The sequence below is a fragment of the Mycolicibacterium neoaurum genome, from assembly GCF_036946495.1.
GTDB lineage: Bacteria > Actinomycetota > Actinomycetes > Mycobacteriales > Mycobacteriaceae > Mycobacterium > Mycobacterium neoaurum_B.
The window spans coordinates 3,711,234-3,723,223 of sequence record NZ_JAQIIX010000002.1; the positions used below are offsets into that span (position 1 = coordinate 3,711,234).

Here is an 11,990-nt window from a genome sequence, read left to right on the forward strand (position 1 = left end):
CTATCCTGGACGGGCCATGAGCGCCGCTTACCTGGATCACGCCGCCACCACCCCGATGCACCCCGCTGCCATCGAGGCGATGACGTCGGTGCTGACCACGGTGGGCAATGCCTCCTCGCTGCACACCTCCGGGCGGGCCGCTCGGCGCCGAATGGAGGAGGCCCGCGAGACGCTGGCGCAGCTGCTGGGCGCGCGCCCGTCGGAAGTGATCTTCACCGCAGGCGGCACCGAATCGGACAATCTGGCCATCAAGGGCATCTTCTGGGCTCGCCGCGACGCCGACCCGCGCCGCCGCCGCATCGTCACGGCGCAGGTGGAGCACCACGCCGTGCTCGACGCCGTCGAGTGGCTCGTCGAGCACGAGGGTGCCGACGTCACCTGGTTGCCGGTGGACGCCGAGGGGGCGGTGTCGGCCGAGGATCTGCGCACGGTGCTGGCCGCACACGATGATGTGGCGCTGGTGTCGTTGATGTGGGCCAACAACGAGGTGGGCACGATCTCGCCGATCGCCGACCTGGCCGCTGTCGCCGCCGAGTTCGACGTGCCCATCCACAGCGATGCCATCCAGGCGGTGGGGCACATCCCCGTTGACTTCGCCGCCAGTGGTCTGTCGGCGATGAGCCTGGCCGCCCACAAGTTCGGCGGCCCGGCCGGTGTCGGCGCCCTGTTGCTGCGACGCGACACCGCCTGCGTACCCGTGTTGCACGGTGGTGGCCAGGAACGCGATGTCCGCTCCGGGACACCGGATGTCGCCGGTGCGGTCGGTATGGCCGCAGCCGCGAAGGCGGCTGTGGACGAGTTGGCCGATAACAGCACGCGCGTCGCGGCGTTGCGCGACCGGTTGATCGCCGGTGTCCAAGCCGGCATCGAGGATGTCGACGTCAACGGTGCCGATGGTGATCGGCGGTTACCGGGCAACGCGCACTTCACCTTTCGCGGCTGCGAGGGCGACGCGCTGCTGATGCTGCTGGACGCCAAGGGTGTCGAGTGCTCGACCGGCTCGGCATGTACCGCCGGGGTCGCCCAGCCCTCCCACGTGTTGATCGCAATGGGTGCCGATCCGGCGGCCGCACGCGGATCACTGCGACTGTCGCTGGGGCACACCAGCACCGAAGCCGATGTCGACGCCGCCCTCGCCGTGCTGCCCGCGGCGGTGCAGCGCGCCAGGGAGGCCGCGTTGGCCAGTGCGGGGACCCGCGCATGAGGGTATTGGTCGCAATGAGCGGCGGGGTGGACTCCTCGGTGGCTGCCGCGCGCATGGTCGACGCGGGACATGATGTGGTCGGAGTGCACCTGGCATTGTCGTCCGCGCCAGGAACCCTGCGCACCGGGTCGCGCGGATGCTGCTCCAAGGAGGATGCCGGCGATGCCCGGCGTGTCGCCGATATTCTCGAAATCCCATTCTATGTATGGGATTTCGCGGATCGCTTCAAGGAGGAGGTGATCGACGATTTTGTCGACGCCTACGCTCGCGGCGAGACGCCCAACCCGTGTGTGAAATGCAATGAGACGATCAAGTTCTCCGCGCTGTCCGCACGGGCGCTGGCTCTCGGCTTCGACGCGGTGGCCACCGGCCACTACGCCCGGCTGTCCGACGGACGGTTACGACGCGCGGTCGACGTCGACAAGGATCAGTCCTACGTGCTGGCGGTGCTGACCGCAGAACAGTTGCGCACCGCCGTCTTTCCGATCGGTGACACCCCCAAGTCGGAGATCCGTGCCGAGGCGGCCCGCCGTGGGCTCGCCGTCGCCGAGAAACCGGACAGCCACGACATCTGCTTCATCCCCTCCGGTGACACCCGCGCCTTCCTGGGTGCCAAGATCGGCATCCGCCCTGGCGCGGTGATCGACGCCGGGGGGACCGTGCTGGCCGAACACGACGGTGTGCACGGCTTCACCATCGGTCAGCGCAAGGGTCTGGGCATCGCCGGACCCGGTCCTGACGGTCAGCCGCGTTACGTCACGGGTATCGATGCCGCCACCGGCACGGTGCGCGTCGGCCCCGCCGAAGATCTCGACGTCCGCGAACTCGTCGGCGACAAACCGGTGTTCACCGCAGGCGTCGCGCCCGAGGGACCGGTCGAGGGTGTGGTCCAGGTGCGCGCCCACGGCGGACTCGCCGAGGCCGTCGTCGACGTCGCGGACGGCAGGCTGGTGGCAGATCTGCGCGAACCGCTGCGCGGGGTGGCACCGGGCCAGACGATGGTGCTCTATCGGCCAGACCCCGACGGTGACGAGGTCATCGCCAGCGCGACCGTCGCGCGCGCGTGAGCGCTTTTGCCGCCGCCACCGGGATCGGCTCCTGGCCGGGCGTCTCGGCGCATCAAGCCGCCGAGATCGTCGTCGGCGAACTGCACTCACTGGCACATCTGGTGGAACTCCCGGCCCGCGGTGTCGGCGCCGACATGATCGGTCGTACCGGCGCGCTGCTCGTCGACATCGGTATCGACACTGCGCCGCGGGCCTACCGCATCGCCGGTGGCCGCAGCGCCGTCCTGCGACGTGCGGTCAGCCTGCTCAACGAGGACCTCGACGCCCTCGAAGAGGCGTGGGAGAAGGCCGGACTGCGTGGGCAGGGCCGCACCGTCAAGGTGCAGGCCGCGGGGCCCATCACGCTGGCGGCCGAACTCGAGCTACCCAACGGCCATCGCGCCATCACCGACGCCGGAGCGCTGCGCGATCTGGCGGGATCGTTGTCCGAGGGCCTGGCTGCGCACCGCGCCGAGCTCGCCCGGCGACTGGATGCCGAGGTCGTCGTCCAGCTCGACGAACCATCCCTGCCCGCCGCGCTGGCGGGCCGGTTGACCGGAGTGACCAGCCTGTCGCCGGTGCACCCGGTCGACGAACAACTGGCCGCGGCCCTGCTCGACGCGGTGATCGGTGCCGTCGGGGGACCGGTCGCCCTGCACAGCTGCGCCGCTGACCTGCCGTGGATGTTGTTGCAGCGCAGCGCATTGGCCGCGATCGCGGTTGACGCCTCGAAGTTGCGGGCGGCCGATCTGGACGGCGTGGGGGAGTTCATCGAGTCGGGCCGCACCGTGCTGCTCGGTGTGATCCCGGGTACGGCCCCGGCGCAGCGGTGGGTACCCGAACACGCCGCCGCGGCGGCCGCGGCGGTGACCGACCGGCTCGGATTCGCCCGCACGATCCTGCGGGACCGCGTCGGCATCACCCCCGCGTGCGGCCTGGCCGGCGCCACCGAGACCTGGTCGCGCGCCGCCCTTTCGCTGGCGCAGAAGGCCGTCGACGGACTGGCGGCCGATCCCGAAGCGATCTGACCGTCAGCTGCCGCGTAGGTCCTTGCGCAGGATCTTCCCGGATGCCGATTTCGGGATGGCGTCGATGAAGGCGACCTGCCGCACCTTCTTGTACGCCGCAACCTGACCCGCGACATAGTCCATCACGGCCTCGGCGGTGAGATCGGCATCGGGCTGGCGTACCACGAACGCCTTGGGCACTTCCTCACCGGACTCCGTGTCGACGACACCGATGACCGCCGCGTCCGCGATCGAAGGATGTCCGAGCAGAACGGCCTCCAGCTCGGCAGGGGGAACCTGGTAGCCCTTGTATTTGATCAGCTCCTTGAGCCGATCGACGATGAACACGCAGCCGGTCGGGTCGACCCGGGCCAGATCGCCGGTGTGCAGGTAACCGTCGGCGTCGATGGTCTGCCGGGTGGCCTCCTCGTTGTTCAGGTAGCCGGCCATCACATTCGGCCCCTTGAACCACAGTTCACCGGTCTCGGACAAGCCCGACTCCGGAAGCCCGATCTCGTCGCCGGTTTCCGGGTCGATGAGCTTGCTCGACGAGTTGGGTACGGTCCACCCACACGAACTCATCGGTGCGCTCGTGCCGAGCGCCTCCTTACCGCCGTCGAATGGGGTCAGGTGACTCACCGGGCTGAGCTCGCTCATGCCGTAGCCCTGCACCAGCGGGGTGCCCAGCCGGGCGGTGACGGCCTTGCCCAGTTCCTCGTCCAGCGGTGCGGCCCCGGACATGATGCCGTGCAGCGAGGACAGGTCGTACTCGTCGACCAGCGGGTGCTTGGCCAAGGCCACCGCGACCGGCGGGGCGATGAAGGCGTGTGTGCACTTCTGCTCGGCGATGTTGGACAGGAACTCCGTCAGATCGAAGCTGGGCATGATGACCAGTTGCGCCCGTGCGTGCAGGGCGGCGTTGAGCAGCACCGTCATGCCGTAGATGTGGAAGAACGGCAGGACCGCCAGCACCCGATCGCCGGCGGTCATCTTCTGTAGTGGGCGGATCTGGGCGACATTGGCCACCAGGTTGCGATGGGTCAGCATCACGCCCTTGGGATTTCCGGTAGTACCCGAGCTGTAGGGGAGCACCGCCAGATGGGTGGCCGGATCGAACTCGACCGCGGGTGCGGCGTGGCCGGCGCCGAGTAGGTCCGCGGCATTGGGATGCCCGTCGGCATCGGCGCCTGGGCCGTCGAGCACGACGACCGCCGACGGGTCGAGGCCAGCACCCTGGGCGCCCTGTACCGCCTGCGGCTTGAGCGCCGAGATCGTCACCAGCAGTGCGGCTTTGGAGTCCTTGAGCTGTTTGGTGATGTCATTGGCGGTGAACAGCGCATTGATGGTGGTCGCGGTGGCGCCCGACCGGAGGATGCCGTGGAAGGCGACGGCGAAGGCCGCGCTGTTGGGGGCGAGCAGGCCGACGACGTCACCTGGCCCGAGGCCGCGGTGGGCAAGTGCACCGGCGAAGGCGTCGATGCGCCCGATCATCTCGCGGTAGGTGGTCGGGGTGTTCGATTTGGTGTCCAACAACGCGACCTCGTCGAGAACCGCCGGATCGATATCGGCGAAGAGGTAGTCGTAGACGCTTGACGTGGGAATCTGCACCTGGGGGAAGGGGCTGTCGATAGTCATGGTGTCGCCTATCTCATCATGACTCGCCCGCTCATGTGGGCGGCTCGCGCGGATGGTCATCAATCCACGCGATACCGGCGGTACCGCATAACGTACAGTGTCGTGATGCCCGTCGTCACAGACACCCCGCCCGCTCTTCCCGGCGTCGAACACCGCTTTGTCGACCTCGGCTCGGGCGTGACGATCCATGTCGCCGATGCCGGTCCCGCCGACGGCCGGCCGGTCATGTTCATCCACGGATTTCCGCAGAACTGGTGGGAATGGCGCGAAATGATCGCTCCGCTGGCGGCTGACGGCTATCGGGTGCTGTGTCCCGATCTTCGGGGTGCGGGCTGGAGTTCGGCACCGCGGGATCGCTATCTGAAGAACGACATGGCCGATGATCTGGCCGCGGTCTGCGACCGTCTCGGTGTCGGCCCGGTGCATCTCGTCGCCCACGACTGGGGAGGCCCGGTGGCCACCATCTTCATGCTGCGCCACCCGGACAAGGTGGCCGCGTTCATGGGGATGAACACCGCCGTGCCGTGGCTCAAGCACGACCGCGAGGCGATTCTCAACTTCTGGCGCATGTGGTACCAGGTTCCGATGATGCTGCCCGTGATCGGGCCACGGGTCATCGCCGATCGCAAGGCGCGCTATTTCAACCTGCTCGGACCGTGGGTGGGTGGGCAGTTCCAGACACCGCCCGCCGATATCGCCTTCTACGTCGACTGTATGCGGCGCCCCGGTTACGCCGAGGCGGGTTCACGCTGGTACCGCACCTTCCAGCGTCGCGAGGCAATCCGTTGGCTGCGAGGCGAATTCGATCATCACAAGGTGAACGTCCCGGTGCGGTGGCTGCACGGCACCTACGACAAGGTGCTGACACCGGAACTGCTGCGGGTTCTGCCCGAGCACTGTTCGGACTTCGAGCTCGAGCTGGTGCCCGGGGTCGGGCACTGGATCGTCGAGCAGTGTCCCGAACTGGTTCTCGACCGGCTACGGATGTTTCTGAAGACCACCTAGGATCGGGCGGATGAGGTTGTCCGCGCTGGATCTGGCGACGCGGAAGTTCTGGCGCGCGACCGGCCGGGTGGTCGATCTGGAGGGCGCCGAGTCCTGGCTGGCGGCCCCGATGGGCGTCGAGGGCTGGATGTCGGCGGAAGCGACGCGGCGCGGCGGAACTTTCGTCGACGACGACCCCGACGCGGGTTTGCAGCCATCGCTTTCGGTGCTGGCCGGTCCCGGCTTCGATCCCGCCTTGGTACACCCGGTGATCCACGATTTCTACACCCGCACCGCCCGCTGGCGGATGGAGGTGTGGAGCAGTTGGTCTCCGTTGTTCTGGCCGGCCGGCGAAGCGGTGTCACGAGTCTTCGGCAAGCGGGTCCAGCAACTGGCGCTGCCGATGCGCCCACTGGACGTGGCCCATGGGATGGATGGGCGGGTGTCGGTCATCAGCGACGCCGCCGGTGATCAGGCCGCCGCGGCGTGGGTGCGCACCCTGCGCCGCAGCGGTGACACGGTGTTCAGCGGGTGTTATTCGCGCGCAACGCTTCCCGGTGCCCGACGGCCGAGCGTGCATGTCGCCTTCCCGTTGGAGGACGGCAACCTCCAGGTCTTCCTACAGCCGCAGCTTCGGCCGGGTGGCGGCATGCGCCTGGTCTCACCGTCCGGACCGTGGGGCACCGACGGCGCGTACATCCTGGTGCGTGACCGCGGTCGGCATTTCGCCCGCCGCGTGCCGCTGCACGAGACGTTCGATCTCTACCTCGACGAGGAGGCGGTGTTGCGCACCGATCACGTGCTGCGGATCTGGAACATGCCCGCGGTCCGGTTGCACTACAAGCTGGAACGCCACGGGACGTAACCGGTCTGGCCGTTCCAATATCCGTGCTCGGACAGCGGCCGGAACCGGTAGGTGGCGAACTCCCGGTGGAAATCGCGGCGGCGCCGTTCGACCATCGCGTCGGCGTGGCGGCCGGGATGCTCGGTTCCGGCCGGTGCCCGCCCGTGAACCATCTCGGTCATCGACTGCACCGAACGCCAGATGGAGAAGGTCGATATCGACCGCGGCGGACGCATCGCGGCCAGTGCCAGCGTGGCATCGGGATGATCGCGCACCAACCGCTCGACCGGCCGGCCCCACGACAGGAAGCGTGGTAGTTCCGGCAATCGCATGCGCGCCAGCGTGACCGCCACGACAGGCTCGTCGTCGTCCCAGCGGGTGGTCTGCGGGGGCAGATCGGACAGCTCGCTCACCGTCGACCAGCGGCGTAGGAAGGTCATCCGGACATGCCATCCGGTGGCGAACCACCCGCCCTGATGTCCGGACAGAAAGGCGTCGACGGCGGCCTCGTTGTCCCAACGCGCGAACATGGCCATCCGGCGCACCTGCATCCGCTCTGGCGACAAAGCAGGCGCTCCGAGCCGCATCAGCGCCAGGCATTCGGCGTGCCGCAGACCGTCCACCACCGGTGGGCGCCGCAGCAGCGGCATGCTCACGCGCGCGGGCATCTGGGCCAGGTGAAAGGTGAAGATGTCGGTCATCGGGCGTCGAGCTCGCGGATCAGTCTCTTGGCCGCCACCAACCTGAACGACGCATCGACCAGCTCCCGCACCTCATCCCAATCCACCTCTGCCGCCGTCAGATCCAGGCCCAGCCAACCGAACGGGCCCATATATGCGGGGAAGAAGAACCGGGTGTCCTGTTCCAGCGAGCGCCGGTCGGATTCGTCGACCTTGACCAGCAGTGCGTACGGGTAGGCGATCATCGCACCATCGGCTTTGGCGCTGCCGCCGTACATGGCGAACATCTTCGGGGCGCAGAACACGGGTCGGCCCCAGGACACCTTCTCGAACGCCTCAGGGAAAGCGAGAGCCACGGTGCGCAGTTCGGCCAGCCCGAGATCATCGTCGGAGAACATCACCGGATGCGGCACAGGTCATGAGTTTAATCGCTCGCCGCCCCACCTCTGGCGCCCTTTTTGCTGGTGCGCCGGAGGTGTCGGTGCACTGGACTAACCTGACCAGAGTGAGCTCACCGGATGCAGAGGCGCGTGGTCGCTGGCAGGAACTTGCCGAGGAGGTGCGTGGGCACCAGTTCCGGTACTACGTCAAGGACGCCCCGGTCATCTCCGATGCGGATTTCGACGTGCTGCTGCGACAGCTGGAGGCGCTCGAGGAGCAGTACCCCGAACTGCGTACCCCGGATTCGCCGACGCAGTTGGTCGGGGGTGCCGGGTTCGCCACCGATTTCGCCGCCGCCGACCATCTGGAGCGGATGCTCTCGCTGGACAACGCCTTCGACACCGACGAACTGTCGGCGTGGGCCGCGCGGTTGGGTGCCGAGATCGGTACCGAGATCGATTACCTGTGCGAGCTGAAGATTGACGGTGTCGCGTTGGCGCTGGTGTACCGCGACGGTGTGTTGGTGCGCGCCGCCACCCGAGGTGACGGCCGCAGCGGTGAAGATGTCACCCTGAATGCGCGCACCATCGACGATATCCCCGAACGACTCACCGGCACAGATGAATTCCCCGTTCCCGCAGTACTCGAGGTGCGCGGGGAGGTGTTCTTCCGGGTCGCCGACTTCGAGGAACTCAACGCCGGTCTGGTCGCCGAGGGAAAGCCGCCGTTCGCCAATCCGCGCAACAGCGCGGCGGGATCGTTGCGCCAGAAGAATCCAGCGGTGACCGCACGGCGGCGGCTGCGGATGATCTGTCACGGTCTCGGTAAGGCCGAGGGGTTCAGCCCGACCTCGCTGCACGACGCCTACCGGGCGCTGGGCGCCTGGGGGCTGCCGGTGTCCACCCACACCACCCGGGTCCGCGGCATCGCCGCGGTCGCCGAACGCATCGCCTACTGGGGTGAGCACCGCCACGACGTCGAACACGAGATCGACGGCCTGGTGGTCAAGGTCGACGACGTGTCCCTACAGCGTCGTCTCGGTGCCACCTCGCGCGCCCCGCGTTGGGCGATCGCCTACAAGTACCCGCCCGAGGAGGTCACCACCAAACTCCTCGACATCCGGGTCAACGTCGGACGCACCGGTCGGGTCACCCCGTTCGCCTACATGGAGCCCGTGAAGGTCGCCGGGTCCACCGTCGGCCTGGCCACCCTGCACAACGCCTCCGAGGTCAAGCGCAAGGGTGTGCTGATCGGTGACACGGTGGTGATCCGCAAGGCCGGCGATGTCATCCCCGAGGTGCTCGCCCCGGTGGTGGATCTGCGCGACGGCAGCGAACGCGAATTCGTCATGCCGACCCACTGCCCGGAGTGCGGCACGGCGCTGGCGCCTGCCAAGGAGGGCGATGCCGACATCCGTTGCCCGAACACTCGAACCTGCCCGGCCCAGTTGCGTGAGCGCGTCTTCCACGTCGCGGGTCGGGGTGCGTTCGATATCGAGGGCCTCGGCTACGAGGCGGCGAGCGCGCTGCTGCAGGCGGGGGCCATCACCGACGAGGGTGACCTCTTCACGCTGACCGCCGACCAACTGCTGCAGACCGACCTGTTCACCACCAAGGCCGGCGCACTCTCGGCCAACGGCAAGCGGCTTCTGGCCAACCTGGACAAGGCGAAGTCCCAGCCGCTGTGGCGGGTGCTCGTCGCGCTGTCCATCCGCCATGTCGGACCCACCGCGGCCCGCGCACTGGCCGGTGAGTTCGGCAGCCTCGACGCCATCCGGGCGGCCTCGGAGGCGGAACTGGCCGCCGTCGAGGGGGTCGGGCCGACCATCGCGGCCGCCGTCATCGAATGGTTCGATGTCGACTGGCACCGCACCATCGTCGACAAATGGCAGGACGCCGGAGTCCGCATGGTCGACGAGCGTGACGCCGGTATCGAGCGCACGCTGGAGGGATTGTCCATCGTCGTCACCGGCTCACTGACCGGCTTCTCCCGCGACGAGGCCAAGGAGGCGATTCTGGTCCGCGGCGGCAAGGCCGCCGGATCGGTGTCGAAGAAGACCTCCTACGTCGTCGCCGGTGACGCGCCGGGATCCAAGTACGACAAGGCGATTGAGCTGGGTGTGCCGGTCCTCGACGAGGACGGATTCGTCAAACTGCTGACCGACGGGCCGGAACCGACGGACGAGTCCTAGCGATACCCCTGCCGCATGTCCTCGACGATGCGCGGGTTCTCCAACGTCGAGGGCGCCAGCACCTGCAGTGCGTTGTCCGGCGGGAACACCGTCGCCGCGCGCAACACCTCCGGTGTCATGAAGCGCAACGACGGCGCGTCGGCGGGCAGCGCGGGCTCCGGTGCCGATGCGCCGTGACGCGCCAACGCGAAACCCCAGTCGCCGAATGTCGGGACATGCACGTGGTAGGGCGTCACCGCAAAACCCGCCGCACCGAGGGTGGACACCGTCCGCCAGAAGGCGTTCGGCGTCGAGAAGGGGCTGCCCGACTGCACCACCACCAGCGCATCGGGGGCGAGCACCCTGGTGAGCATCGCGTAGAACTCGACCGAATAGAGCCGGCCCAGGACCGGATTGTCGGGATCGGGCAGATCGATGATGACCGAGTCGAAGCCGCCCGCCGGGCGTACGGTGGGTTCGCGTAGCCAGGTCATCGCGTCGTCGATGATGACCCGCACACGCGGATCGTCCAGCGCGCCGCCGTTCGTATCGCGCAGGGGGCCGCGGGCCAGCGCGATGACCGCCGGGTCCAGCTCCACCTGCACGATGGTTTCGATCCGCGGCATCCGCAGCAGTTCGCGAGCGGCAAGGCCGTCGCCGCCGCCGAGGATCAGCACCGAGCCGGCCTCCTCACCGACGGCGGGATACACCAGGCTCTCGGTGTAGCGATACTCGTCGCGGGTCGAGAATTGCAGTCCGCCATCGAGATACAGCCGGGTGTCGGTCCCGCGGCGGGTGACGACGATCTCCTGATATGCCGACTGCTGATAGGCGATGATCGGGTCGGCGTAGAGCCGCTGCCGGGTGGTGGTCTGGATACCGTCTGAGGAGATGATCAGGGCGGTCAAGGTGACCGCTGCGGCGGTCAGCACGGCCAGCGCCGCACCGAGCTGGCGCCGGCCGATGATGCCGCGCAGCAGGAACACCGAGACCACCGCCGCGGCAGCCAGATTGATCATCCCGGTGACTGCGGCGCCACGGATCATCCCGAGGTGCGGTAGCACCAGGAAGGGCCAGGCGAGTCCGCCGATCAGCGCGCCCAGATAATCCGCGGCGTTCAGGTTGGCCAGCACCCGACCGGCGTCGGCGGCGGCCGCGGTTCGGCCGCGCTGCAACAACGTCATCAACAGCGGGACCTCGGCGCCCACCAGGGTGCCGATCAGTGCCGTTCCCAGCACCAGGATCCACAACCCGTCGCCGATGAAGGAGAACGCCACATACATTGCTGCAGAAGATAATCCGCCGATGAGGCCGAGCAGGGTCTCCACCGCGATGAAGGTGATGGCGGCGTGGCCGAGGAACGGTTTGACCGCCAGTGCGCCGGCGCCGAGGGCGGCCACGAATCCCGCCACGATCAGCGAGGTGGCGACGATACCGCCGCCGTGCAGGCTGGTGGACAGCGTCAGCAGGGCCAGCTCGTAGATCAGGCCGCAGGCCGCGCAGGCCGCCACCGCGGCGAGCAACAGGGCGCGCCATCGGGTGCTGGTCATGACAGCGCGGCGGCGTTCACCCCTCCCACCGCGAGCAGGATCACCGCGGTGGCGATGGCACCGGGGTGCAGCTTCTCATCGGTGATCAGGTCGCGGAACCGCCCGGGTACCAGCGCCTCCAACACGAGCAGCGCGGCGGCCTGCAGCACCACGGCGACAAGTCCGTACACGAGCGCGTCGAGCAAGCCCTGTCCCAGCTGGGCCGAACTGCTCATGATCGCAACGGCCGTCACCAGCGACAAGGCCCCGTACATTCCGCACGCGACGGCGACCGCATTGGGGCGGTGGTGGACGAAGATGTGCTCGCGCAGGCTTCCCGGTGTCAACAGGTCGGTCAGCAGGAACCCGGCACCGAACACGATGATGCCGACGACGAAGTACAGCACCGCCGCGACGACGTTCTGTGTCAGCCCGGTCGCGTCGACGGAGCCGAACTCCACGGCAAGGATTGACGGCCCGGCCGTCGAAAGGTCTGACGTGACCATCGGT

At 68.2% G+C, this 11,990-nt stretch carries 11 protein-coding genes; 6 read left to right on the forward strand and 5 right to left on the reverse strand.

Features of this window, described 5'->3' with window-relative positions; genetic code table 11:
• Positions 1-16: 16 nt before the first annotated feature.
• The 3 genes from PGN27_RS23205 to PGN27_RS23215 are packed head-to-tail and all read left to right on the forward strand — an operon-like array spanning position 17 to position 3,278.
• Entirely contained in the window at positions 17-1,204 is a 1,188-nt protein-coding gene (locus PGN27_RS23205; protein WP_335328229.1) for a cysteine desulfurase family protein, read from the forward strand.
• On the forward strand, positions 1,201-2,271 hold the full coding sequence (gene mnmA / locus PGN27_RS23210) for a tRNA 2-thiouridine(34) synthase MnmA (protein WP_335328230.1): 1,071 nt from the start codon (positions 1,201-1,203) through the stop codon (positions 2,269-2,271). Before PGN27_RS23205 ends, mnmA begins: the two co-directional genes overlap by 4 nt.
• Positions 2,268-3,278, forward strand: a complete 1,011-nt coding sequence (locus PGN27_RS23215) for a uroporphyrinogen decarboxylase/cobalamine-independent methonine synthase family protein (RefSeq protein WP_335328231.1) — start codon at positions 2,268-2,270, stop codon at positions 3,276-3,278. The genes mnmA and PGN27_RS23215 overlap by 4 nt, the downstream gene beginning before the upstream one ends.
• Before the next feature lie 3 nt (positions 3,279-3,281).
• Here the strand turns inward: PGN27_RS23215 and PGN27_RS23220 are convergent, their stop codons facing one another.
• Positions 3,282-4,892, reverse strand: a complete 1,611-nt coding sequence (locus PGN27_RS23220) for a 4-coumarate--CoA ligase family protein (protein ID WP_335328232.1) — start codon at positions 4,890-4,892, stop codon at positions 3,282-3,284.
• A gap of 105 nt (positions 4,893-4,997) precedes the next feature.
• Between PGN27_RS23220 and PGN27_RS23225 the strand changes: the two genes are divergently transcribed.
• Together PGN27_RS23225 and PGN27_RS23230 are read left to right on the forward strand one after the other, a co-directional pair.
• Positions 4,998-5,897, forward strand: a complete 900-nt coding sequence (locus PGN27_RS23225; protein ID WP_335328233.1) for an alpha/beta fold hydrolase — start codon at positions 4,998-5,000, stop codon at positions 5,895-5,897.
• A gap of 10 nt (positions 5,898-5,907) precedes the next feature.
• Positions 5,908-6,741 carry a hypothetical protein gene (locus tag PGN27_RS23230; protein WP_335328234.1) on the forward strand — a complete coding sequence of 278 codons (834 nt, stop codon included), beginning with the start codon at positions 5,908-5,910 and terminating at the stop codon, positions 6,739-6,741.
• Here PGN27_RS23230 and PGN27_RS23235 read toward each other — a convergent pair.
• Positions 6,714-7,421 (reverse strand): hypothetical protein, encoded by a 708-nt coding sequence (locus tag PGN27_RS23235; protein WP_335328235.1) that lies wholly within the window; start codon positions 7,419-7,421, stop codon positions 6,714-6,716. The two genes, PGN27_RS23230 and PGN27_RS23235, sit on opposite strands and share 28 nt — an antisense overlap.
• Complete coding sequence (locus PGN27_RS23240) at positions 7,418-7,813, reverse strand: MmcQ/YjbR family DNA-binding protein (protein ID WP_335328236.1); 396 nt, start codon at positions 7,811-7,813, stop codon at positions 7,418-7,420. Before PGN27_RS23240 ends, PGN27_RS23235 begins: the two co-directional genes overlap by 4 nt.
• Before the next feature lie 92 nt (positions 7,814-7,905).
• On the opposite strand from PGN27_RS23240, the gene ligA reads away from it, so the two are divergent.
• The gene (gene ligA / locus PGN27_RS23245; RefSeq protein ID WP_335328237.1) at positions 7,906-9,972 is read left to right on the forward strand and encodes an NAD-dependent DNA ligase LigA; all 2,067 of its coding nucleotides are present in this window, start codon (positions 7,906-7,908) and stop codon (positions 9,970-9,972) included.
• Here ligA and PGN27_RS23250 read toward each other — a convergent pair.
• Together PGN27_RS23250 and PGN27_RS23255 are read right to left on the reverse strand one after the other, a co-directional pair.
• Positions 9,969-11,501 (reverse strand): polyamine aminopropyltransferase, encoded by a 1,533-nt coding sequence (locus PGN27_RS23250; RefSeq protein ID WP_335328238.1) that lies wholly within the window; start codon positions 11,499-11,501, stop codon positions 9,969-9,971. The two genes, ligA and PGN27_RS23250, sit on opposite strands and share 4 nt — an antisense overlap.
• Positions 11,498-11,986 (reverse strand): DUF350 domain-containing protein, encoded by a 489-nt coding sequence (locus tag PGN27_RS23255; protein WP_335328239.1) that lies wholly within the window; start codon positions 11,984-11,986, stop codon positions 11,498-11,500. Before PGN27_RS23255 ends, PGN27_RS23250 begins: the two co-directional genes overlap by 4 nt.
• Positions 11,987-11,990 lie beyond the last annotated feature (4 nt).